General features: G+C 74.0%; 18 protein-coding genes. 11 read left to right on the forward strand and 7 right to left on the reverse strand.

The features are described 5' to 3' along the window. Window positions 1–97: 97 nt before the first annotated feature. Both ACI78T_RS14690 and ACI78T_RS14695 read right to left on the reverse strand, forming a co-directional pair. Window positions 98–1,405, reverse strand: a complete 1,308-nt coding sequence (locus ACI78T_RS14690) for a M24 family metallopeptidase (RefSeq protein ID WP_456558852.1) — start codon at window positions 1,403–1,405, stop codon at window positions 98–100. Between the two features lie 48 nt (window positions 1,406–1,453). Then, complete coding sequence (locus tag ACI78T_RS14695) at window positions 1,454–2,596, reverse strand: diguanylate cyclase (RefSeq protein WP_456558853.1); 1,143 nt, start codon at window positions 2,594–2,596, stop codon at window positions 1,454–1,456. Window positions 2,597–2,720: 124 nt separating this feature from the next. Between ACI78T_RS14695 and ACI78T_RS14700 the strand changes: the two genes are divergently transcribed. Beyond that, window positions 2,721–3,194 carry a cupin domain-containing protein gene (locus tag ACI78T_RS14700; RefSeq protein ID WP_456558854.1) on the forward strand — a complete coding sequence of 158 codons (474 nt, stop codon included), beginning with the start codon at window positions 2,721–2,723 and terminating at the stop codon, window positions 3,192–3,194. Window positions 3,195–3,206: 12 nt separating this feature from the next. On the opposite strand, the gene ACI78T_RS14705 is transcribed toward ACI78T_RS14700, so the two are convergent. After that, the gene (locus ACI78T_RS14705) at window positions 3,207–3,368 is read right to left on the reverse strand and encodes a hypothetical protein (RefSeq protein WP_456558855.1); all 162 of its coding nucleotides are present in this window, start codon (window positions 3,366–3,368) and stop codon (window positions 3,207–3,209) included. 197 nt (window positions 3,369–3,565) lie between these two features. Between ACI78T_RS14705 and ACI78T_RS14710 the strand changes: the two genes are divergently transcribed. The 4 genes from ACI78T_RS14710 (at window position 3,566) to ACI78T_RS14725 (ending at window position 5,948) form a co-directional block, all read left to right on the forward strand. After that, window positions 3,566–3,748 carry a hypothetical protein gene (locus ACI78T_RS14710; RefSeq protein ID WP_116452400.1) on the forward strand — a complete coding sequence of 61 codons (183 nt, stop codon included), beginning with the start codon at window positions 3,566–3,568 and terminating at the stop codon, window positions 3,746–3,748. Between the two features lie 103 nt (window positions 3,749–3,851). After that, window positions 3,852–4,547, forward strand: coding sequence for an NADPH-dependent F420 reductase (gene npdG / locus ACI78T_RS14715; protein ID WP_456558856.1), 696 nt, complete (start codon window positions 3,852–3,854; stop codon window positions 4,545–4,547). Continuing rightward, the gene (locus tag ACI78T_RS14720; protein ID WP_456558857.1) at window positions 4,547–4,831 is read left to right on the forward strand and encodes a DivIVA domain-containing protein; all 285 of its coding nucleotides are present in this window, start codon (window positions 4,547–4,549) and stop codon (window positions 4,829–4,831) included. Before npdG ends, ACI78T_RS14720 begins: the two co-directional genes overlap by 1 nt. 139 nt (window positions 4,832–4,970) lie before the next feature. Continuing rightward, window positions 4,971–5,948 (forward strand): hypothetical protein, encoded by a 978-nt coding sequence (locus tag ACI78T_RS14725; protein ID WP_456558858.1) that lies wholly within the window; start codon window positions 4,971–4,973, stop codon window positions 5,946–5,948. 7 nt (window positions 5,949–5,955) lie between these two features. Here the strand turns inward: ACI78T_RS14725 and panB are convergent, their stop codons facing one another. Together panB and ACI78T_RS14735 are read right to left on the reverse strand one after the other, a co-directional pair. Next, complete coding sequence (panB, locus tag ACI78T_RS14730) at window positions 5,956–6,786, reverse strand: 3-methyl-2-oxobutanoate hydroxymethyltransferase (RefSeq protein ID WP_456558859.1); 831 nt, start codon at window positions 6,784–6,786, stop codon at window positions 5,956–5,958. Further along, window positions 6,783–8,630 (reverse strand): NAD+ synthase, encoded by a 1,848-nt coding sequence (locus tag ACI78T_RS14735; RefSeq protein WP_456558860.1) that lies wholly within the window; start codon window positions 8,628–8,630, stop codon window positions 6,783–6,785. Before ACI78T_RS14735 ends, panB begins: the two co-directional genes overlap by 4 nt. Before the next feature lie 157 nt (window positions 8,631–8,787). On the opposite strand from ACI78T_RS14735, the gene ACI78T_RS14740 reads away from it, so the two are divergent. Both ACI78T_RS14740 and ACI78T_RS14745 read left to right on the forward strand, forming a co-directional pair. Beyond that, on the forward strand, window positions 8,788–10,017 hold the full coding sequence (locus tag ACI78T_RS14740) for an NAD(P)/FAD-dependent oxidoreductase (protein ID WP_456558861.1): 1,230 nt from the start codon (window positions 8,788–8,790) through the stop codon (window positions 10,015–10,017). A 103-nt stretch (window positions 10,018–10,120) separates the two neighbouring features. Further along, window positions 10,121–11,461 carry a glutamine synthetase family protein gene (locus ACI78T_RS14745; RefSeq protein WP_456558862.1) on the forward strand — a complete coding sequence of 447 codons (1,341 nt, stop codon included), beginning with the start codon at window positions 10,121–10,123 and terminating at the stop codon, window positions 11,459–11,461. A gap of 36 nt (window positions 11,462–11,497) precedes the next feature. Here ACI78T_RS14745 and ACI78T_RS14750 read toward each other — a convergent pair whose 3' ends face one another. Beyond that, complete coding sequence (locus ACI78T_RS14750; protein WP_456558863.1) at window positions 11,498–13,417, reverse strand: hypothetical protein; 1,920 nt, start codon at window positions 13,415–13,417, stop codon at window positions 11,498–11,500. A 163-nt stretch (window positions 13,418–13,580) separates the two neighbouring features. Between ACI78T_RS14750 and ACI78T_RS14755 the strand changes: the two genes are divergently transcribed. The 4 genes from ACI78T_RS14755 to ACI78T_RS14770 all read left to right on the forward strand — a co-directional run bounded on the left by ACI78T_RS14755 (window position 13,581) and on the right by ACI78T_RS14770 (window position 18,770). Continuing rightward, a complete protein-coding gene (locus ACI78T_RS14755) occupies window positions 13,581–14,312 on the forward strand; it encodes a type 1 glutamine amidotransferase (RefSeq protein ID WP_456558864.1) in 732 nt (243 codons plus the stop codon). Next, entirely contained in the window at window positions 14,309–17,419 is a 3,111-nt protein-coding gene (locus ACI78T_RS14760) for a bifunctional [glutamine synthetase] adenylyltransferase/[glutamine synthetase]-adenylyl-L-tyrosine phosphorylase (protein ID WP_456558865.1), read from the forward strand. Before ACI78T_RS14755 ends, ACI78T_RS14760 begins: the two co-directional genes overlap by 4 nt. Before the next feature lie 120 nt (window positions 17,420–17,539). Then, window positions 17,540–18,373: an MIP/aquaporin family protein gene (locus tag ACI78T_RS14765; protein WP_456558866.1), complete on the forward strand. Its 834-nt coding sequence runs from the start codon at window positions 17,540–17,542 to the stop codon at window positions 18,371–18,373. A 73-nt stretch (window positions 18,374–18,446) separates the two neighbouring features. Next, window positions 18,447–18,770: a CDGSH iron-sulfur domain-containing protein gene (locus ACI78T_RS14770; protein ID WP_456558867.1), complete on the forward strand. Its 324-nt coding sequence runs from the start codon at window positions 18,447–18,449 to the stop codon at window positions 18,768–18,770. Between the two features lie 2 nt (window positions 18,771–18,772). Here the strand turns inward: ACI78T_RS14770 and ACI78T_RS14775 are convergent, their stop codons facing one another. After that, the gene (locus ACI78T_RS14775; RefSeq protein ID WP_456558868.1) at window positions 18,773–20,278 is read right to left on the reverse strand and encodes a methyl-accepting chemotaxis protein; all 1,506 of its coding nucleotides are present in this window, start codon (window positions 20,276–20,278) and stop codon (window positions 18,773–18,775) included. Window positions 20,279–20,296 lie beyond the last annotated feature (18 nt).

Consider the following 20,296-nt stretch of genomic DNA (forward strand, 5'->3'; position numbering starts at 1 on the left):
GGTAGTTATTGGGGCGGTGTTTACACCGCCAGGTGCTGGGGGGGGGGGTGGGGGGGGGGGGCGGGGCCCCCCCCCCCCCCCCCCCCCCCCCCGACGCTCAGCCGGGGATCAGGATGAGCTCGGTCTGCCGGCCGTCGAGGTACTCGACGCCGGCGTCGGTCAGCGCGATGCCCTGCTCGAGCGCCATGCGCACGCACTGACCGCCCCACTCGGGTACGGGGCGGCGCACCGCCAGCTCGAGCGCGTAGACGGTGTCTGCGTGCACGGGATAGTCGCCGGCGCCGGGCACCCCGCCCTGCTCGTCCCACAGGCCGATGGCGGGACCGGCGCCGTGGCCGTGGAACCCGACGGGGTGGGAGTAGACGTCGGCGTCGATGCCCTCGGCGGCAGCGGCTGCCCGGGCGGTCGCGAGAACCTCGTTGCCGGTCCGCCCCACGGCGAGCGCGGCGGTCGTCAGGTCCTGCATCCGGTTGCCGATGCGCAGCGCGTCCCGCAGCCCCTCCGGGGCGTCGGTCTCACCGGGGCGCAGCACGTAGCCGTTGCGCTGGGTGTCGGTGCGCAGGCCCAGGCTCGACAGCCCGACGTCGCAGTGGACGAGGTCACCCGGCTCGATCACGGTCCCGTACGGCACGGCCGGCAGCAGGGCGCCGCGCTCCTCGACCAGGGGCACGCCCGGCCGCTGCAGCGTCACGCTCGGCTGGAACCACGGCTCGACGCCCAGGTCGTGGAAGCGCTGGCGGATCCACCACGCGAGGTCCAGCGCCGTCGTCGTCCCGGGGACGAGGACGGCGGGGGAGTACGCCTCGGCGATGACGTCGTGGACCAGGCGGTTGAGGGCGTGCAGCGCCCGGATCTCCTCGGGCAGCCGGGTCTCCAGCCAGCCCACCACCAGACCCTCGGCCGGCACCAGGCGTTCGGCGTAGGGCCCGAGCGCCTCGGTCAGCAGCCGGTGGTCGGTGTGGGACAGCCCGTCGGCGAGCGCGAACGTCTCGGAGACGTCAATGCCGATGCGCCGCGGATCGGCCTGCTCCACGATCCGCCGCACCGCCGCCCACTGCGACTGCTCGAACGACAGGCCGGGGGCGTCGTCGGGGGACCAGGCGGCCAGGAACTGGCCCACCGGGTAGGGGGAGACGGCGGCGGCAGTGACACCGTCGTCGCTGCGGTGCAGGACCAGCATCGTGCGCCGGCGGGCCGAGAGCCAGGTCGCCGGCAGCAGGGTGGCCAGGACCGGGTCCTCGTTGTACTCCCGCCCGACGACCAGCCACAGGTCGATGCCGGCGCGGTCCATCAGGCCGGGCAGGAGGTCGAGCAGGCGCTGGGTGAGCCACCGGTCGCGGACGTCGGCCTGCTCGCGCAACGGCAGGGGCACCGTGCGGGTGGGGTCTGGCGCCACCAGCGTCATGCCCGAAGCGTTGCAAACAACCGGCGGCTCCGCCGGTCGAGCGCGGAGTCAGGCGTCGACGGCGGCCGGGAGGGGGACCCCGTCGGTGAGCGGGGACCGTGCGCGCGGCACCCACAGGGCGACGACGCGGTCGCGCCCCTGCTGCTTGGCCTCGTACATCGCCGCGTCGGCGCGGTCGACCAGCCGCCACAGCTCGTCGGTGGCCCGCTCGCCGTCGGACGGCCGGGTGAGCGCGACCCCGATCGAGGCGGTGACCGCGTGACCCCCGTCCGTCCGGCTGCCGGCAACGGCGGCCCGGAGGCGCTCGGCGAGGTGGGCCGCCTCGTCCGGGTCGCCGACCAGACCGAGCACCACCAGCTCCTCGCCACCGGTGCGGGCCAGGATGTCGCTGGGGCGGACCGCGGCGGACAGGGCGGCGGCCACCTGCTGTAGGACGGCGTCGCCGGCCGCGTGGCCGTGCGCGTCGTTGAGCCGCTTGAAGTGGTCCAGGTCGAGCACCAGCGCGGCGACCCGGCTGCCGTCGCGGCGGGCCTGCCGCCACAGCCTCGGGGCCTGCTCGACCAGGAACCGCCGGTTGAACAGGCCGGTGAGCGGGTCGAGCCGGGTCAGGTTCTCGGTGGCGACGAGCAGGCGCTGCACGCGGCGGCGCAGCACGAAGACCGCCAGCGACATGAAGTTCAGCATCCCGGCGCTGACACCGACCTGGACGCCCAGCCCGACGGGGTCGTCGTGGCTGGGCCAGAGCCCGACCAGGCAGGCGGCCGTCGTGGCCACGAAGTTGACGCCCAGTTCCCAGGGGCCCAAGAACCAGGCCGCGACCAGGGAGGGGAACAGCAGCATGAGCGGCGTGGCGTAGAGCAGGGGGTCGTCGATGCACAGCACGACGACGACGTAGATCAGGTCCCCCAGGAGGACGAGCCCGAACATGTGCCACCGGCCGGCCCGCTGGCGGACGACCAGCGGCACCGCCATCACGACGAGCAGCCCCATCGTGACCCCGTAGACCCAGCGCCACGGCCCCTCGCGCAGCACGCCGTCGACGAACGGGTTGATGCCACCCATCAGCGCGCCGAGCACGAGCATGGTCGCGAGCGTGAGGGCGGCCACCCGGTGCTCTGGGCCGCGGCTGACGGCGACCGCACCGCGGACGGCGGGGCCGCGGTCGAGGTCGCGCTGCCACCGGCCGGTCATGACTGCAGGATGCCGTACGGGGAGCGTTCTGTAACCGGTTGTGCGCACTCGATCTGGGGGAACTTGCAGGCAGGGGGCGCGCGGGGGGGTGCCGCGGTCGCCCTCCGCCTGCCAGGGTGCCCGCATGTCGCATGTCGATCCCGCCCTCGTCGACGTCCGCACCGCGGCCGAGCACCCGCTGGTGTCCAACGGCGCCACGAGCAAGCTGCGGATGGTCGCGCCCGGGTCGGTGACCGCCGGCCGCTACGGGCTCGTCGAGTACCACGTCGCACCGCACAGCCCAGGGGCCGCGCCGCACTTCCACCAGACGTTCTCGGAGTCCTTCTACGTGCTCTCCGGGCAGCTGACCGTCTTCCACGCGGGGTCGTGGGACCCCTTCGGCCCCGGCGACTACGCCCTGGTCCACGAGGGCGGGGCGCACGGCTTCCGCAACGACGGGGACGAGTGGACGTCGTTCCTCATCCTGTTCGCGCCCGGCATCGCGCGCGAGAACTTCTTCCTCGAGATGGCCGAGCTGCGGCGCAGCGGCCGGACCCTCACCCCCGAGGAGATGACCGCCTTCTACGCCCGGCACGACCAGGTGATGGTCGACGGCTGAGGCGGGCCCGCGTCACGTCCTGTGGCCGGTGCGCTGCTCGTCCTCGCACGGCGGGCAGAGGTCCTGCGCGGGGCAGGTGCCGTCCGGCTGCGGGGCGCCGCAGGCGCGGCAGCGCACGCGGACGGGGTGGTGACGGGTCCGGAACCGGAGGAACCCCGGCAGGTGCTCGGCCATGACGTCCTTCAGACCGCGCGGCGGCCCGCTGCCTGAGCTCTGCGCTCCGCAAGCCTAACCGCGGACGCTGTCGATCGCCCGGGCGACAGACCGCCCACCTGCGCGGTCACCGCCGCGCGAGGCCGCCGGGGCGCCGGTGCGTGGGTAGTGTCGTGAGCAGGACGCCGGTGGCGCCGACCGCGACGAGGAGGCTGTCCATGCCGCAGGGCCCATGGTTCTTCTGCTTGAAGCACCACACCGTGGAGACGCGCGACGGATGCGCCGAGCGCCACCGCCTCGGTCCGTACGAGACCCGCGAGCAGGCCGAGCACGCGCTGCAGTCGGTGGCCGAGCGCAACGAGCAGCTCGACGCCGAGGACCGCAGGTGGGAAGGCGACTGACCCCGTTCACCGGCTGAACCCTCCGCGTGCGGGGGTGGATGCCCGGCTCAGGGATGATCAGGTGCGTGGCGCCGGGCGGTCCGGGCCGATGGAGGGGGCTTTCGTGACTGACGGGCGCACTGTCGAGGATCTGGTCGTCGGGGTCCTGGGCGGGACGGGGCCGCAGGGCCGTGGCCTGGCCGTCCGTCTGGCCGCCGCGGGGCAGCGCATCCTGCTGGGCAGCCGCGACGCCGACCGCGCCTCCGAGGTCGCCGCCGAGGTCGCCGAGCGCGCCGCCACCGCCTCCGGTGGCGCCGAGGTGTCGGTCCAGGGCGGGTCGAACGTCGACGTCGCCGGCGCCGCCGACCTGGTCATCGTCGCCGTGCCGTACTCCGGCCACGCGGCCACCCTCGCCGAGCTGGCCACGCCGCTCGCCGGGAAGATCGTCGTCGACTGCGTGGTGCCGATGGGCTTCGACGAGCTGGGCGCCTACGTCCTCGACGTGGAGGAGGGCAGCGTCGCGCAGCAGGCGGCGGCGCTGCTGCCCGACAGCCACGTCGTCGGCGCCTTCCACCACCTGTCCGCCGTCCTGCTCGAGGACCTCTCCCGGCCCACCCTGGACGGCGACGTGATGGTCGTCGGCGACGACCGCGCGTCCATGGACACGGTGCAGGCCCTCGCCGGCCGGCTGCCCGGTATGCGCGGGATCTACGCCGGCCGCCTCCGCAACGCCCGCCAGGTCGAGGCCCTCACCATCAACCTGGTGTCGGTGAACCGCCGGTACAAGGTGCACGCCGGCATCCGCATCACCGACGTCTGATGCCCGGTCTCACCGCCGACGGGCTGCGGTCGGTCGAGCTCCGCCGTCCGGGCTGGGGGAGGAAGGGCTACCGGACGACGGACGTCGACGAGTTCCTCGCGCGCGCGGCCGACGCTCTCGACGCCCTCGCCGCGGGCCGGACGCCCGAGCTCAGCGCCGACGACGTGCACGACGTCGTCTTCCGCAAGCCGCCCCTCGGTGGTGGACGGGGGTACGACGAGGACCAGGTCGACGACCTGCTCGACGTGGTCGAGCAGTCCCTGCGGGCCGGCGCCGCGGGGTAGTCGTCCCCGAGCCCCGGGTGCTGGGCCGGCCTCACCCGTTCGGGGTGTCGCGCCGCAGGTTCCTCGCTCCAGCCGCTTGCCGCACGTCAGAGTTCCTCCGGCGGTCGGGAACCGCCCGGATCCGGAACCGGAGGCAGACGTGCGACGACCTGGGCTGCGCGCCGCCGTGCTCGGCGGGGTGGTGTCGATCGCGCTCACCGGCTGCACCACCGTGGTGGACGGCCACGCCACTGCCGAGGCGGGGTCGGTCGGGGCGGGGCTGTGCTACCTCACGGCGAACCCGGAGCTGCTCAGCCCGGGCAACGTCGTCGACTGCGACGCCGAGCACACCGTCGAGGTGCTCGGCGTCCGGCGGCTCCCCGCGGAGCTCGCCTCGCACGAGCGGCGTGACCTGATGAGCACGGTGGACGGCCCCTCGGCGCTGTTCGGACCCTACGGCCAGGACGTGTGCGGCGACGTCCTCCTGACCAGCAGTGGTCTGGCCGACGTCCTCGACCTGCCCGAGGACCCGGCGCGGCGGCAGGCCCTGGCCGTCACCCCGATCGCCAGCGTGTGGAACTTCTTCACCGTTCCGCAGGAGGCGTTCTGGTCGCGGGGCGAGCGCACCGTGGTGTGCGGCGTCGCCTACAGCGACAAGCTCGGAGCCCCGGAGATGTTCGCGTGGTCCGAGGACGAGCCCATGTTCCCGACGTTCACCACCACGGAGTACCGGGCCGACCTGCGGTGGTGCGAGCGCTACGGCAAGGACCCGTCGAACCCGGCGACCATCGTGGGCTGCGACGACCCCCACGACTGGGAGGCGATCTTCGAGTTCGACGCCGCCGCGGTGCTCGACCCGGACATGCTGCCCCGCATCTCCGTGGGAGCGGAGACCTCCGGGCAGTACCGGCTCCTGGCCGGGGCCTGCGAGGAACTGGCGCCGGAGCTCGTGCCCGATGCGGTCCGCCGGGGACTCGTGGGGGCGCAGCTCGTCGGCGCGCCGGCGCTGGACTGGGGCTCGCCCCGGACGGCCGGTGGAGAACCCGAGCACCGGGCGTCGTGCGGGGTGATCTCGCCGCCCGGACGGCTCATCGAGGGCTCCGTCTTCGACGAGGACGTCCGCTTCGAACCGCGCTGAGCCCCGCTCAGTCGAAGGAGTGCTCGGGGCCGGGGAACACCCCGGTGCGCACCTCGTCGGCGTACTCCTGGGCCGCGCGCAGCAGCTCCCCGCGCAGGTCGGCGTACTTCTTCACGAACTTCGGCACGCGCCCGCCGTTGAGCCCCGCCATGTCCGGCCAGACCAGCACCTGGGCGTCGCAGTCGACGCCGGCGCCGATGCCGATGGTCGGGATGGCCAGTTCCTTGGTCACCTGCCCGGCCAGCTCCGCCGGCACCATCTCCAGGACGACGGCGAACGCGCCGGCCTCCTGGACGGCGTGCGCGTCGGCCAGCAGCTGCTCGGCGCCCGTGCCCCGGCCCTGGACCCGGAAGCCGCCGAGGGTGTGCTCGCTCTGCGGCGTGAAGCCGATGTGCGCCATCACCGGGATGCCGGCGTCGTGCAGGAGCTTGATCTGCGGGGCCACCCGGACGCCGCCCTCGAGCTTGACCGCCTGGGCCCCGCCCTCCTTCATGAAGCGGACGGCTGTGTCGAAGGCCTGCTGCGGGCCGGACTCGTAGGAGCCGAACGGCATGTCGGCGACGATCAGCGAGCGCTTGGTCGACCGGGTGACGGCCTTGGTCATCACCAGCAGGTCGTCCACCGTGACCGGCACGGTGCTCGAGTAGCCGAGCACGACGTTGCCCGCGGAGTCGCCGACCAGCATCACCGGGATGCCGGCCTCCTCGAAGACCGCGGCGCTGTAGGTGTCGTAGGCGGTGAGCATCGCCCACTTCTCGCCGCGCTCCTTGGCCTGCTGCAGGTGGTGGATGCGCACCCGGGCGGTCGACTGGCCGCCGTACAGCACCGACTCGCTCATGCTCGCGCTCCTTCGCGGACCGTGGGGAGGGTCTCCCGCCACCGGTTGGTGATCGGCAGGCGTCGATCCCGGCCGAACGCCCTCAGGCTGATCTTCGTTCCCGGTGCCGACTGCCGGCGCTTGAACTCCGCGGCGTCCACCAGCCGGAGCACCCGCGCCACCACCTCGGCGTCGTGCCCGCGCTCGAGCAGCTCGGCCATCCCCATGTCGCGGTCGACGTAATCGGCGATGACGGCGTCGAGCTCCTCGTAGGAGGGCAGGGAGTCGGTGTCGACCTGCCCGGGTGCCAGCTCGGCCGACGGCGGCTTGTCGATGCAGTGCTGGGGGATCGGCTCGACCTCGCCGCGGTCGGCGGCGTACCGGTTCCGCCAGCGGGCCAGCTCCCAGACGAGGGTCTTGGGCACGTCCTTGATCGGCGCGTACCCGCCGGCGGAGTCGCCGTACAGCGTCGAGTACCCGACGGCGATCTCGCTCTTGTTGCCCGTGGTCAGCAGCAGGTGGCCGTGCTGGTTGGACAGGCCCATGAGGAGCGTGCCCCGGACGCGGGCCTGCAGGTTCTCGGCGGCGACGCCGGTCAGCTCGACCGAGCCGTGGTAGGCGTCGACCATCGGGGCGATCGGGACGACCGAGTAGTGCAGCCCCAGCCGGTCGGCCTCGTCCTGCGCGTCGAACAGGGAGTGCTCGCTGGAGTACTTCGAGGGCAGGCCGACGCCGTGCACGCGGTCCGCGCCGAGGGCGTCGACTGCCAGGGCGGCCACCACGGCGGAGTCGATGCCGCCGGACATCCCGAGGACGACCGAGGGCATGCCGTTCTTCTCGATGAAGTCGCGCAGGCCGAGGACCAGCGCCCGCCACACCTCCTCGCAGTCCTCCAGCGGATCGGCGACCGTCCCGGGACGCGCGTCGAACGAGGGGACCGGCTCCTCGGAGACCACCGAGCGGCTCACCGTCATGGCGCCGATGCGCCCGTCGCGGCGTCCCTCGGTCGAGCCGGAGAAGGCCAGGTCGACGGTCATGAGGTGCTCGACGAACTGCGGAGCCCGTGCGAGCAGTTCCCCGTCGGCGGCCACGACCAGGGAGTCCCCGTCGAACACCAGCTCGTCCTGGCCGCCCACCTGGTTGCAGTAGACGACCGGGGCGTGCGCCTCGACGGCCCGGCGGCGCACCATGGGCAGCCGCAGGTCGTCCTTGGCCCGCTCGTAGGGCGAGGCGTTGGGCGAGACCACGAGGTCGACCCCGGCCTCGCCGGCCACGCCGCAGGGGCCGTTCTCGACCCAGAGGTCCTCGCAGATCGTCAGCGCGACGTCGACGCCGTGGACGCGGACGACGGCGAGCTCCGTCCCGGGCACGAAGTAGCGGGCCTCGTCGAACACGCCGTAGTTGGGCAGGTGGCGCTTGTAGTAGCGGGCGACCACCCGGCCGCCGTGCAGGAGAGCGGCGGCGTTGCGCGGCTGGCTGCTCCGGGGGTTCGCGTCGCCGGGCAGTTCCTCGGGGTCCTCCCGCTCGGCACCCTGCGGTCCGTCGGCGGGTCCGGGAGCCCCGTCCTGGCTGTGCGCCAGGTAGCCGACGACGACGGCGACGTCCCCGAGCCCGCGCTCGGCGAGGGTGCCGGCCAGGTCGACGACGGCCTGCTCGCTGGCCCGGGCGAACGACTCCCGGAGCACGAGGTCCTCGGCCGGGTAGCCGGTCAGGGTCATCTCGGGGAAGACGACGAGGTGGACGCCGTCCCCGGCCGCCTTCGCGGTCCAGGTGGTCACCAGCTCGGCGTTGCCCTCCAGGTCGCCGACGCGGGTGTCCACCTGCGCCAGACCCACCCGCAACTGACGAGGCTGCTGATCGTTCACCGGCCCAGTCTCGTCGCCCGGGAGGGCGTTCGGCCAGGCGGGGGAGCTGTCTGGATGGTCACGGCACCCGACGACGACGCCGTCGGCCCCGCGCGGGGCCCGCCTGGAGGACCCTTCCCCCAGGAGCTCGTAGCCACCTCGACCGGGGAGGACCGCGATGACCGCCGCGGAGCCGTACGTGATCGTCGGCGGGGGACTGGCCGGGGCCAAGGCGGCCGAGACGCTGCGCGCCGAGGGCTTCGACGGTCCCGTTGTCCTGGTGGCGGGTGAGCCGGAGGTGCCCTACGAACGACCGCCCCTCTCCAAGGACCACCTGCTGGGCAAGGCGGACCGGGAGAGCGCGCGGGTGCACGCGGCCGACTGGTACGCCGAGCAGCGCGTCGACCTGCGCACCGGCGTCCGGGCCACCTCCCTCGACCCGGCCCGCCACCGGCTCGGGCTGGAGACCGGCGAGGAGCTCCGGTACGCGAAGCTGCTGCTGGCCACCGGGTCCTCCGCGCGCCGGCTGCCCGTCCCCGGCGCGGACCTCGACGGCGTCCGCTACCTGCGCACGCTCGCCGACTCCGACCGGCTGCTGGCCGACCTCTCCGGCGGCGGACGGCGGGTCGTGGTCGTCGGCGCCGGCTGGATCGGGCTGGAGGTCGCGGCCGCGGCCCGGCACCACGGCAACGAGGTGACGATCGTCGAGCCGCAGCCGACCCCGCTGCACGCCGTGCTCGGGCCGGACATGGGCCGGGTGTTCGCCCGGCTGCACCGCGACCACGGCGTCGACCTGTTCACCGACACCGTCGTCCGCGAGTTCCGCGGCGCGGACGGGCGGGTGCAGTCGGTGGTCACCGACCGCCACGCCGGGCTGCCCGCCGACGTCGTCGTGGTGGGCATCGGGGCGACGCCGAACGTCGAGCTCGCCGCCTCCGCCGGGCTCGAGGTGGAGAACGGGGTGGTCACCGACGACGCGCTGCGGGCCTCGGCGCCCGACGTGTTCGCCGCGGGCGACGTCGCGTCGTCCTTCCACCCGCTCTACGGGCGGTACGTGCGCGTCGAGCACTGGGCCAACGCGCTCAACGGCGGGCCGGCGGCGGCGCGGTCCATGCTCGGCCAGGCGGTCAGCTACGACCGGGTGCCCTACTTCTTCACCGACCAGTACGACCTGGGCATGGAGTACTCCGGGCTGGGCGGCCCCACCGACGCCGTCGTGACGCGCGGCGACGTCGACGGCGGGGAGTTCATCGCTTTCTGGCTGCACGACGGCCGCGTGGTCGCCGGGATGAACGTCAACGTCTGGGACGTCACCGACCCGATCCAGGCGCTGATCCGCGCGCGGCGGCACGTCCCAGTGGCGTCGCTGACCGATCCGGACGAGCCCCTGGAGCGCCTGGCGGCGTAGCCGGAGCTCGGCTCCGCGTGCCGGGGTGCACGCGGTGCCCCGATGGGGGCAGGCTGGCGGGGACGTCACATCCCGGAAACGAGCGGACGCGATCATGGCGAGCATGGACCGACAGCAGGAGTTCGTCCTGCGGACCCTGGAAGAGCGCGACATCCGCTTCGTGCGGCTGTGGTTCACCGACGTCTCGGGCTACCTCAAGGCCGTCGCCGTCGCCCCGGCCGAGATCGAGGCGGCGTTCGCCGAGGGCATCGGCTTCGACGGCTCGGCGATCGAGGGCTTCGCCCGCGTCTACGAGTCGGACATGCTCGCCAAGCCCGACCCGGGCACGTTCCAGGTGATGCCGGCGACCAAGGGCGGCACCAGCGACACCGCCCGGATGTTCTGCGACATCACGCTGCCCGACGGGTCGCCCGCCTGGGCCGACCCGCGGCACGTCCTCCGCCGGACGCTGGCCAAGGCCGCCGACATGGGCTTCACCTTCTACACCCACCCCGAGGTGGAGTTCTTCCTCCTGAAGAACCTGCCCGCAGACGGCTCGCCGCCCGAGCCCGCCGACAACGGCGGCTACTTCGACCTCTCCACGCACAACGTGGCGCACGACTTCCGCCGCGAGGCGGTCTTCGCGCTCGAGGCGATGGGCATCTCGGTCGAGTTCAGCCATCACGAGGTCGCGCCTGGCCAGCAGGAGATCGACCTGCGCTACGCCGACGCGCTGTCGATGGCGGACAACATCATGACGCTGCGGCACGTCGTCCGTGAGGTGGCGCTGGCCCAGGGCGTGCACGCCACCTTCATGCCCAAGCCCTTCACCGAGCTGGCCGGCTCCGCGATGCACACCCACGTCTCGCTGTTCGAGGGCGACCGCAACGCCTTCCACGACGCCGCGGACCCGATGCGGCTGTCGACGACCGGCAAGCAGTTCATCGCCGGCCTGCTCACCCACGCCCGCGAGTACACCGCCGTCACCAACCAGACGGTCAACTCCTACCGGCGGCTGCTGGCCGGCACGGAGGCGCCGACCGCCGCCACCTGGGGCCGGGCCAACCGGTCGGCGCTGGTGCGGCTGCCCTCGTACAAGCCGAGCAAGGCGCAGTCGGCCCGGGTGGAGATCCGGTCGCCCGACTCGGCCTGCAACCCGTACCTGACCTTCGCCGTCCTCCTCGCGGCCGGCCTGCGGGGGATCGAGAAGGGCTACGAGCTGCCGCCGGAGGCCGAGGACGACGTCTGGTCGCTCACCGACACCGAGCGCCGCGCGGCCGGCTACGAGGACCTGCCGGTCTCCCTCGGCGAGGCGCTGACCGCGATGCAGGGCAGCGAGCTGGTCGCCGAGACCCTGGGTGAGCACGTCTTCGAGTTCTTCCTCCGCAACAAGTGGGAGGAGTTCAACTCCTACCGGCAGAACGTCACGCCCTTCGAGCTGCGGCGCTACCTGCCCGGGCTGTGAGGTGGTCGGCGAGCGGTATCCCGCTCGCCGACGGCGTCAGCGGAGCACGATGTTTCCGACCTGGACGTCCGAGACGCAGACGGACAGGCCGGACGTCCGCGTGGTGACGCGCAGTTCGGCGCCGTCGCCCACCAGGCGCACGTAGACCGTGTTCGCCCCCTTGCGCACCGGAGCCGGGACGGCTTCCCCGGTCCCCATGGACACGAGGACCTCGCCGTCGCGGTCGGCGACGTAGTCGAGGCGCGCGGTCCACATCCATGGGAACAGCGGGCTGCCGAAGGCGACCGCCGTGGTGCCGCCCTCGGACACGGCCCAGCCGCAGCCCGCGGCCGGTCCGGGGAGGGCGATGACGCCCCCGTCGACCGCGGCCGGGCGAAGGGAGCCGGTGTCGTCGAGCATCTGCAGCCGGTCGGTGGCATCCGCGAACTCGGGACGGTCCTCCAGGGGCCCGAACACCCGTGAGGCGTTGTTGTAGGGCGCGGACAGACCCCACACGACGTCGTCGGGAACGGGCTGGTCGAGGAGGGGGGAAGGTCCTGCGGCGGCGAGTGATGCCCGGGCCGTCGTGATGTACCGCTCGGCCGGGTCGCTCTCCCACGCCCGCACGTAGGCGACCGTCGACACGACGGAGCTCGCCACGAAGAGCAGCGTCACCAGCGGCAGGCCGACCTGGGCGACCCGCGACCCGATCGAGCCGGCCGCGACCCGGTCGACCAAGCGCCCGTCCCGCTGCGCAGGCGGTTCCGGAGACGCGGCGGGGCGCGGCTGGCGAGAGGGCAGCGCGACGAGCACCGCGGCGACGATCGCCAGGAGCACGGCTTCACCCGCGTAGTAGCGGTAGGTGAGCGGAAGCGCCTCGGCGAACGACGTGATCGCGCGGCCGACGGCGACCGGAGCGGTGCTGGCCACCGCGAATGCCCCGGCCACCATCCACAGCGGCAGCGCGCCGACCCGGCGCCAGGACGTCCAGACGACGACGAGTGCGACGAGGACGGCCGCCAGGTACGGCAACGCGGTGGGCGGCTCCGCCAGGGGCGTCCCGTGGGGCAGATCGGCCCACTGCCAGGGACCTCCCACGAGAGCCGGCACCAGGGCGGCGAGCAGTTGCTTCTCGAGGGTGACGACCTGGTCGACGGTCACGGCTGTCGACCCGGATTCCTCGGCAGGCACCAGGGACACGAAGGCGATCGCCCAGACGAGCAGCACCCCCAGCGACCCGGCCCAGAGCCCGCGGCCCCGCCGCCACGCGGCGCGGACGGCGGGCCGCTCACCGGCCGCGTAGAGCAGGACCGTCACGAGCGCGAAGGCCAGGAAGGGCATCAGGATGGCTCGCTCGAAGAAGGCGAGCGTCCCGACCAGGGCGAGGGTCCCGGTGATCGCGTGCCGTCTGCGGCCCGTGCGGGCGAGGAGCACCGCATCGCCGACGAACCACGCCAGGCCGACCTGGTACGGCATGGACTGCGTCGCCGCGGACCACCAGCCGAACGCACCCAGGCTGAGCGGCCCGAAGAGGAACACCGCGAAGGGAGTCAGCATGGCCGGCCGGTCGCCGACCAGCACGCGGACCAGGCGGAGGACGGCGATGGTGGCGAGGACGTGGATGAGCACCAGCGCGACCGCCGACGGCCACCACTCGAGCGGGGCGAGCCGGTACAGGGCTCCCTGGAGGAGCAGTGCTCCCGGGAACAGGTGCCCGCCGCGGTTCTCGAACAGGAACTCCGGGGAGAAGAGATCCAGGGCCACGCCCTGGTAGCCCTGGTAGAAGTCGTCCTCGTAGAGCCAGCGCTCGCCGACCAGCCAGATCCGGAGCGCGAGGGACGCCAGGGCAGTGGCCACCACCGCCACGAGCAGCGGGCGTCCGCCCGACCACCGCCACGACCACGTCTCCGTGCTGGGCCCGGCAGGCGCGGAGGCAGGCACCCGTGCTGCCGCCGGCGAGTCGGCGATCTGCGTCACTCACTACCTCCACCCAGGTCAGCGCGTGAGTGTAGGAGGTCTGGGCGTCATCGCGGCTCGAGAGCAGGTGGACTCATCCCGTGGTGTGAGCCGCTCGACGGCGGTGGCGGCGGAGCCGGCCGGCTCTGCGGCGCTCCCGCTCGGCGCGGCTAATCTCGCAGGCGTGGCCCGCCTGCTCGTCGTCGTCCTGCACGAGACCGATCCGCCAGCCCGGCTGGGGGAGTGGCTGCGTGCGGCCGGGGCCGAGCTCGACGCACGGCACGTCGGACGCGGGGACGCGCTGCCCGGGTCGCTCCACGGCTACGACGGCCTGGTGGTCCTCGGCGGTCCGCAGTCGGCGATGGACGACGAGGCGACCAGCCCCGAGCTGACCGGCGCACGGGCGCTGCTCGCGCAGGCGCTGGAGGCCGACGTCCCGACGCTCGCCATCTGCCTGGGCGCCCAGCTGCTGGCCCAGGTGGGGGGCGGCACGGTCCGCGAGGGCGTGGAGGGTCCCGAGGTGGGCGCGCTGCTGGTGGCCAAGCGGGACGCAGCGGACGCCGACCCGCTGTTCGCCCCGCTGCCGCTGTCGCCCGACGTGCTGCAGTTCCACCACGACGAGATCTCGCAGCTGCCCACCGGGGCGACGCTGCTGGCCAGCAGCCCGATGTACGCCCACCAGGCGTTCCGGGTGGGCCGGCACGTGTACGGCCTGCAGTTCCACATCGAGACGGCGCCGGAGATCATCCACGAGTGGGCCGAGCGGGACACCGTCGGCGTCGCGGCGAGCCCCTGGGACCGCGAGACGATCTGCCGCCTGTCCGACGCCGCCCACCCGCACGTCGAGGAGGCGTGGCGGCCGTTCGCGGAGCGGTTCGCCGAGCTGGCCCGCACCCGAGCGCAGCAGGCAGCGTGACGACGGCCGAGGCGGAGATCCCGCGTCGCGCCGTCGTCCGGCTGGTGCGGTTCGGCTTCGAGGACGGCGCCCGCGCGGCGCTCCTGCTGTCCGATCCCTCCCTCGGGCTCTGGGACCTCGAGCGGAACGAGCCGGCCGATCCGGAGGCCGGCCCCGTCGTGGCGGCGCTGGCGCGGGCCGGCGACCCCGACCTCGCCCTGCGGTCACTGCACCGGCTGGTGGAGGCCCTGGACAGCTCCGATCCGCACGGTGGCGCCGCCGCGGCGCTCCTGGCCGGCCTGCGCGGCTCCGGTCTCCTGCGCAGCCGGCTGCTCGCCGTCCTCGGGGCCAGCTCCGGGCTCGCCGACCACCTGGCGGCCCACCCGGGGGACTGGACCGTCCTCGACGACGACGCCGACGGGATGCCGCGCGGCTCCGCGCGCCCGGCGCCCGAGGAGCTGCGCAGCCAGATGCTGGCCGCCGTCGGCGCCGACCCCGACGACCCGCCCTGGGGCGTGCGCCTGGGCAAGGCCGCGCCCGACGCCTCGCCGGAGCGGATCCGCGAGCTCCGGGTGGCCTACCGCCGCGCGATCCTCTCCCTCGCCGGTCGCGACCTCGGCGACGGCGTACCGACGGAGGAGGTGGCCGCCGAGCTCGCCGACATCGCCGCCGCCGTCCTCACCGCCGGTCTCGCCCTGGCGGTCGCGGAGCAGCCGGCCTCGGCCTCCCCGTGCCGGCTCGGCGTGATCGCCATGGGCAAGACCGGGGGACGCGAGCTCAACTACGTCAGCGACGTCGACGTCGTCTTCGTCGCCGAGCCGGTCGACCCCAGCGACTCCGAGAGCGCGGCCCTGTCCAGCGCCACGCGCGTCGCCGCCGCGCTCATGCGCATCTGCAAGGAGGCGGCCTGGGAGGTCGACGCCGCGCTGCGGCCGGAGGGCAAGGCCGGCGCTCTGGTCAGGACCCTCGCCGGCCACCAGGCCTACTACGAGCAGTGGGCGAGCACCTGGGAGTTCCAGGCCCTGCTGAAGATGCGACCCGTCGCCGGCGACCCGGACCTCGGGCTGGCCTACGTCGAGGCGCTGTGGCCGCTGGTCTGGAAGGCCGGCGACCGGCCGGGCTTCGTCGCCGAGGTCCAGGCGATGCGCCGCCGCGTGGAGGCGAACATCCCGCCGGCGCAGGCCGAGCGGGAGCTCAAGCTCGGCCGCGGTGGCCTCCGCGACGTGGAGTTCGCCGTCCAGCTGCTGCAGATGGTGCACGGGCGGGTGGACCCGACGCTGCGCGTCGGAGGCACCCTCCCGGCGCTGCAGGCCCTGTCGGCGGGCGGGTACGTCGGCCGCGAGGACGCCGCGACGCTGATCGCCTCCTACCGCTTCCTGCGCACCGTCGAGCACCGGCTGCAGCTGCTCCGCCTGCGCCGCACGCACCTCCTGCCCACCGACGAGCAGCAGCTGCGGTGGCTGGCCCGCGCGCTGGGCTACAAGCCCGACTCCCGGGGCAGCGCGGTCGACGTCCTCGACGCCGAGCTGGCGCTGCACACCCGCGAGGTGCGCCGGCTGCACGAGAAGCTCTTCTACCGGCCGCTGCTGTCGGCGGTGGCCCGGGTCCCCGGCGAGCACCTGCACCTGGGGTCCAAGGCGGCCGGCGACTGGCTGCGGGCCCTCGGCTTCGCCGATCCGGAGGGCGCGCTGCGGCACCTGGCGGCGCTGACCGGAGGGGTCTCCCGCTCGGCGTCCATGCAGAAGTACCTCCTGCCGGTGCTGCTGCAGACGTTCGCGTCGTGCCCCAACCCCGACGCCGGGCTGCTGGCCTACCGCCAGGTCAGCGAGGCGCTCGGCGGCAACCAGTGGTTCCTCCGGCTGCTGCGCGACGAGGGCCAGGTCGCCGAGCGGCTCGCGCACCTCCTCGGCTCCAGCCAGTACGTCGCCTCGCTGCTGACCCGAACCCCGGAAGCGCTGCGCCTGCTCGCCGACGACGCCGAGCTGGAGCCGCGCGGTGCCTCCGCGCTGGCCAAGGCGTGGCGGGCGGCGGCCGGTCGCGCGTCGGACCCGCAGGAGGCCATCCGGGTGGTGCGGGGCCTGCGGCGCCACGAGCTGCTGCGGGTGGCGGCCGCCGACCTGCTCGGCCGGCTCGACGTCGTCCGCTCGGGGCAGGCGCTGACCGACATCGCCGCGGCCACGCTGCAGGTGGGCCTGGACGTGGCGGTGCGCGCGCACGCGCTCGAGACCGGCGCGGACCCCCAGGCCGTGCCGATGGACATGGCCGTCATCGGCATGGGCCGGTTCGGCGGCGGCGAGATGGGCTACGGCTCCGACGCCGACGTCCTGTTCGTGCACCGGCCGCGGGAGGGCGCCGACGAGGCGAAGGCGACGTCCACGGCCAACGCGGTCGCCCACACGCTGCGCCGCCTGCTGGCCGAGCCGGCGCCCGATCCCGCGTTCGAGGTGGACGCCGACCTGCGCCCCGAGGGCCGCCAGGGCGCGCTGGTGCGGAGCCTGTCGGCGTTCCGCGAGTACTACGAGCGGTGGGTGTCGGTCTGGGAGGTACAGGCGCTGCTGCGCGCCGTGCCGGTGGCGGGGGACGAGCAGCTGGGCGCGGACTTCGTGGCGATGATCGACCCGATCCGGTACCCCGAGGCCGGCCTCACCGACGAGCAGGTCGCGGAGATCCGGCGGATCAAGGCGCGGGTCGAGCGCGAGCGGCTGCCGCGCGGTGCCGATCCGGCCACGCACACCAAGCTGGGGCGCGGCGGCCTGGCCGACGTCGAGTGGACCGTCCAGCTCCTCCAGCTGCAGCACGCGGCGGAGGTGCCCGCCCTGCGGGTCCAGCCGACGGTCGAGGCGCTGGCCGCGCTCGGCGACGCCGGGCTGCTGGACGCCGAGGAGGTGGCCGCCCTGCGGTCGGCCTGGGACATGGCGACCCGGGCGCGGAACGCGATCTTCCTGGTGCGCGGGCGGCCGAGCGACCAGCTGCCGCGGCCGGGCCTGGAGCTGGCCGGCGTGGCCCGGGCGTCCGGCTACGGGCCGGACACGGACCCGGGGCAGTTCGTCGACGACTACCGCCGCACCACCCGGCACGCCCGCTCGGTGGTCGAGCACGTCTTCTACGGCCGGCCGGCGACGGGCTGACCCCCGGCATTGACCAAAGGCCCTGTCGGGCGGCTACGGACGGCGACAGGCTGTGCACACCCGCACCGCGGTGCCACACGGGTGGCGCGGGAACGGCTGCGGTCGCCGTGGAGGTCGCCCGTGTCTCCCACCCTTGCCCGTTCCCTGGCCGCCGAGTTCCTCGGCACCGCCCTCCTGGTCGTCGTCGCGGTCGGCTCGGCGGTCGTCGGGATCGACGCCATCGGTCCGCTCGGGGTGGCCCTCGCGTTCGGCCTCATCCTGCTCGCGCTCGCCTACGCGATCGGGCCGGTCTCCGGGTGCCACGTCAACCCGGCGGTCACCCTGGGCGTGCTGCTGTCCAAGGGCATGACGATCAGGGAGGCGGCCGGCTACTGGGTGGCCCAGTTCGCCGGCGGCATCGCCGGTGCCGCGGTGCTGCAGCTGCTCACCAGTGGCTTCGGCGACGTCACGGACCAGACGGGCACCCTCGGCGCCAACGACTACGGCCTCACGATCAGCCTGGGCGGAGCCTTCCTCGTCGAGGCGCTGCTCACGTTCGTCTTCGTCGCCGTGATCCTGATGGTCACCGGGAAGGCGGCGACCCCGGGCTTCGCAGGGCTGGCGATCGGGCTGACGCTGGCCGCGGTGCACCTGGTCGGCATCCCGCTGACCGGTACCTCGGTCAACCCGGCCCGTTCGCTGGGGCCCGCGCTGTTCGCCGGTGGCGACCCGCTGGCGCACGTCTGGCTGTTCATCCTGGCGCCGCTGGTCGGCGCCGCGATCGCCGTCCTCGCCGTGCGGGCGGTCTCCGCCCCCGCGCTGACCGTCGAGCAGGCCGGAGCCGCCGGCGAGCTGGACGAGACGGGCGTGCAGCTGCCCGACGAGGAGCAGCCCGGCACGGAACTCCCGCGGGCCCGTTCGTCGGTCGAGGCCGGGACGGAGGCGGCCCGGCGGCGGCACCGGTCGTCCAGCTGAGCCGCCGTCACCCGTGCGGGTCGGGTCTCCCGGCAGGTGTGTGCCCGCCGGGGGACCGGGGCAGAGGAGGAGCGTGTCGCGCTCCCTGTCCGCCCAGCCCGAGCTGCCCGACGACGTCGAGGCCGGTCCCACGGAGGAGGCGGGCTCGACGATCACGCCCTACCGCGACGGGCCGCTGATCGTGCGCGGCGACTTCCGCCTGCTCGACCAGGACGGCAACGAGATCGACCCCGGCCGCAGGACCGTCGCCCTCTGCCGGTGCGGGAAGTCCGGGATCAAGCCCTTCTGCGACGGCTCGCACAAGCGCTCCGGGTTCTCGGCGCCCAGCGCGCCGAGCCGGCCCCGTCCCGCCGCGCAGATCCTGCGCGAGGGCCGCGGAGACCGCCCGGCCTCCTGAGGTCAGCGGCCGGTCTCGAAGGCCTTGGCCATCTCCACCTGCTCCTCGAGCACCTCACCGATCCGCGCCTGCACGCTGTCGAGTTCGCCCACGATCTCGCTGGTGGTGTGGATCCCCGCCGAGACCCCGCTGCTCGTCTCCTGCAGGGCGGCGATCTGGTCGGTCACCCGCTGGGTCGCCGACGCCGTCTCGCGCGCCAGTTCCTTGACCTCGCTGGCCACCACCGCGAAGCCCTTGCCCAGCTCTCCTGCGCGCGCCGCCTCGATCGTGGCGTTGAGGGCGAGCAGGTTGGTCTGGTCGGCGATCCCGGAGATCACCTGGATCACCTCGCCGATGGCGACCGACGCCTGCCCCAGGGACTCCACCTGGGTCGTCATGGACGAGGCCTGCTCCACGGCGCGGTCGGCGACCTGGCCCGCCGCCGCTGCCGCCTCGCGCAGCCGGGAGACGGTCTCGAGCAGGGCGCTCGCGTTCCGGGCGTCCTCGGCCGCGCGGCGCAGGACGTCCAGTCGCTGCGAGACGAGTGCGGCGACGTTGCGCAGCGCCGAGGCGCGCGACTCGGAGAGCTCGATGGTCGTGGTCACGAAGAAGTCCATGGTGCCGACGACCTGGCCACCGATCAGGATCGGGAAGCAGACCCCGGACTTGACCCCGGCCGCCATGGCGGCCGGTCGGCGGACGCAGTCGGTGACCTCGCCCAGGTCGCGGACGAACACCAGGTCGCGCCGCTTCCAGGCCCGCCCGGACAGACCGACCCCCTCGGCGAAGCTCGCCGCCAGGGTCACCGCGCGGAACTCCTCGCCCGCCGAGCCGGACTCCACCGCGAAGCGCAGGACCTGCTCCTCGGTGTCCAGCGTCCAGAACGAGCCGTAGGCCCAGCCGAACGCCGTGCGGACCGTGTCGAGCGCGACCCGCAGCGCGCTCGCCTCGTCGCGCGCCTCGCCCACCTTCGACACGACAGTGGTGACCGCGACCCTGTCGTCGAGGGTCTCCTTGAGCTGGGACTGGGCGAGAGCCGCTCGTCGCGCGTGGCCCAGGATGCGGCCGATGGCCTGCCACTTCTCCGCCCGGCCGCCGGAGAACGGCAGCGGCTTGCGGCTGTAGTACTCGATGATGGCGACGACCCGCCCGCCCTCGAAGATCGGCAGGAAGGCTCCCTCCAGAGCGCCCGCCGCGTGGGCAGTCGCCCAGCGCAGGCAGCGGCCGGCGTCCGGCGTGCCCGACATCAGCACGGTCTTGCGCTCCCGCAGCGCCTGGCCTCCGTAGCCGGCGTCCTCGTCCAGGAGGGTCGAGGCATCCCAGCGCGCACCCATCGCCGTCGCGAGGTCACCGGTCTCCCAGGAGAGCAGGAACCGGTTGTCGCCGCTGGGCCACCACACCCCGCCGTAGGCCATCCCGGTGGCCTCGACCAGTCCGCGGGTGCTCAGGGTGACCGCGTCGAGCGGGTCGGAGACGCCCTCGTCGAGGAGCCCGATGACGTACTCCAGCGCCTCGACGTCACGAGGCATGTCCTCCGGCCGGAGTGC

It is taken from the genome of Blastococcus sp. SYSU D00922 (assembly GCF_054050495.1).

Excerpts from the sequence above, each read along its gene's own strand:
- ACI78T_RS14690 (WP_456558852.1), bottom strand. The coding sequence starts at position 1,405 with ATGACGCTGGTGGCGCCAGACCCCACCCGCACGGTGCCCCTGCCGTTG.
- ACI78T_RS14695 (WP_456558853.1), bottom strand. The coding sequence starts at position 2,596 with ATGACCGGCCGGTGGCAGCGCGACCTCGACCGCGGCCCCGCCGTCCGC.
- ACI78T_RS14700 (WP_456558854.1), top strand. The coding sequence starts at position 2,721 with ATGTCGCATGTCGATCCCGCCCTCGTCGACGTCCGCACCGCGGCCGAG.
- ACI78T_RS14705 (WP_456558855.1), bottom strand. The coding sequence starts at position 3,368 with ATGGCCGAGCACCTGCCGGGGTTCCTCCGGTTCCGGACCCGTCACCAC.
- ACI78T_RS14710 (WP_116452400.1), top strand. The coding sequence starts at position 3,566 with ATGCCGCAGGGCCCATGGTTCTTCTGCTTGAAGCACCACACCGTGGAG.
- ACI78T_RS14720 (WP_456558857.1), top strand. The coding sequence starts at position 4,547 with ATGCCCGGTCTCACCGCCGACGGGCTGCGGTCGGTCGAGCTCCGCCGT.
- panB (WP_456558859.1), bottom strand. The coding sequence starts at position 6,786 with ATGAGCGAGTCGGTGCTGTACGGCGGCCAGTCGACCGCCCGGGTGCGC.
- ACI78T_RS14740 (WP_456558861.1), top strand. The coding sequence starts at position 8,788 with ATGACCGCCGCGGAGCCGTACGTGATCGTCGGCGGGGGACTGGCCGGG.
- ACI78T_RS14745 (WP_456558862.1), top strand. The coding sequence starts at position 10,121 with ATGGACCGACAGCAGGAGTTCGTCCTGCGGACCCTGGAAGAGCGCGAC.
- ACI78T_RS14775 (WP_456558868.1), bottom strand. The coding sequence starts at position 20,278 with ATGCCTCGTGACGTCGAGGCGCTGGAGTACGTCATCGGGCTCCTCGAC.